Origin of the sequence: Mycobacterium sp. 852002-51613_SCH5001154 (assembly GCF_001667425.1) — a bacterium.
GTDB lineage: Bacteria > Actinomycetota > Actinomycetes > Mycobacteriales > Mycobacteriaceae > Mycobacterium.
The window spans coordinates 1-1,530 of sequence record NZ_LZII01000001.1 but is presented as its reverse complement, the minus strand read 5'-3'; the positions used below and the strand labels follow the sequence as shown (position 1 = coordinate 1,530).

At 70.3% G+C, this 1,530-nt stretch carries 1 protein-coding gene and 2 pseudogenes; 1 reads left to right on the top strand and 2 read right to left on the bottom strand.

Annotated features, from left to right (window positions below):
• Both A5750_RS00015 and A5750_RS00010 read right to left on the bottom strand, forming a co-directional pair.
• A pseudogene (locus A5750_RS00015) lies at positions 1-348 on the bottom strand (two-component sensor histidine kinase); the annotation flags it as partial.
• Positions 345-1,058 (bottom strand): response regulator transcription factor, encoded by a 714-nt coding sequence (locus A5750_RS00010; RefSeq protein ID WP_369829475.1) that lies wholly within the window; start codon positions 1,056-1,058, stop codon positions 345-347. The pseudogene A5750_RS00015 and the gene A5750_RS00010, both read right to left, overlap by 4 nt.
• Positions 1,059-1,323: 265 nt before the next feature.
• On the opposite strand from A5750_RS00010, the pseudogene A5750_RS00005 reads away from it, so the two are divergent.
• A pseudogene (locus A5750_RS00005) lies at positions 1,324-1,530 on the top strand (hypothetical protein); the annotation flags it as partial.

Here is a 1,530-nt window from a genome sequence, read left to right as displayed (position 1 = left end):
CGGTGGCGCAAAGGGTGGTGCGGGCGGAAAGGGCGGCGGGACCACGGGCCCGGCGACGGTGTCGGGACTGATGCCGCGATCGCCGTAGGTGGCGCCGTCGGCGGTGACCAGCAGCGCGCGCACGCCGCCGCCGTTCAGTTCGGCGGCCAACAGCTCGGGCGAGGTGCGCGCGGCGTCCAGCGTCTCGGCGCGCGACGCCGCCGCGAGCAGCCGATCGTGCAGGTTCCTGCGGGCGAGGACGCCCAGGCTGACGTCGACGGTGACACCGAGCACCACCAATAGCAGGGTCAGCAACGCCACCACCACCAGCGCCACCCGGCGCTGCAGGGAGGGAGTCCGAGTCGTCATGATCGCTGGGGTTGCAGCCGGTAGCCGATGCCGCGCACGGTGTGCAGTATCCGCGGCCCGTGGGCTTCGAGCTTGCGCCGCAAACCGCTCACGTGCACCTGGACCAGGTTGGGGTCGTAGGCGTCGTACCCCCACACGGCGTTCAGGATTTGGCCGGCACTGACGATGCGCCCGCGCTGCTCCACGAGAAAGGCCAGCAGCCGCAACTCGGTTGCCGTCAGGTCGAGGCGACGACCAGCGCGCGCGGCCACGCCGGCGTCGGCGTCGAGCATCAGGTCGCCGATCTGAACGATTTGCGGCAGCCGTCCGCGCCGGCGCAACACCGCGCCGACCCGTGACACCAGTTCGGCCAGCTCGAACGGTTTGATCACGTAGTCATCGGCCCCGCCGTCCAGGCCGCGCAGCCGATCTTCCAGGCCGTCGCGGGCCGTGATCAGGACGATCCCGACATCGCCCCAGTCGCGAATGACGCCGATGAGGTCGAATCCATCGCGCCCCGGCAGCATGACGTCGAGGACCACCAGGTCCGGCCGCAGCCCGTCCAGCGCCTCCTCGAGCCCGTCGCCGTCACAACGCCCGACGGTGTGGTAGCCGACGTCGGTGAGCGCCTCGCTGACCATTTCGCGAATCGTCTCGGAGTCTTCGACCACCAGGACCCGGGGCGCGCCGACGCTGAACCGGCCGGCGGCGACCCGGGAGCTGTTCGTCATGCCTCCCATTGTCGGCGCCGGTTCTGAAACCAAGCTGAAGCGGTCCCCCGGACCCTTCCGTCACCGGAGCCCCATCAATCGCAGAACCCAGGGATGCGACGAAGTGCCCACCTCAGAGCGACAAGCCCGCTCCGCGGGGCGGAGTCCTAGCGATGTCGCTGTGAGGCGGGCACAACGTCGCTCACCTTCGCTGGTGACAGAAGTGACTCACGGGACACCAGTTTCTTCAGGTCTACTTCAGTTCCGACTCCTACCGTCCGGTGCCATGACCACAAACGACGACATCGACGCCCAAACACCCGTGCCGCCGGCCGCCCGTCCCCCAAGTGAGCCTCGCCGCCACTCCACCGGCGTGGTGGTCGGCGTCGGGGTGGCGGGCGCGCTGATCGGCGCGGCGGGCACCATCGCGGCGATCGCCTTCGCCTGGATCATCAGCGCCGGACCGCCCGGGCCGCCGCTGCCGCCCGGGCCA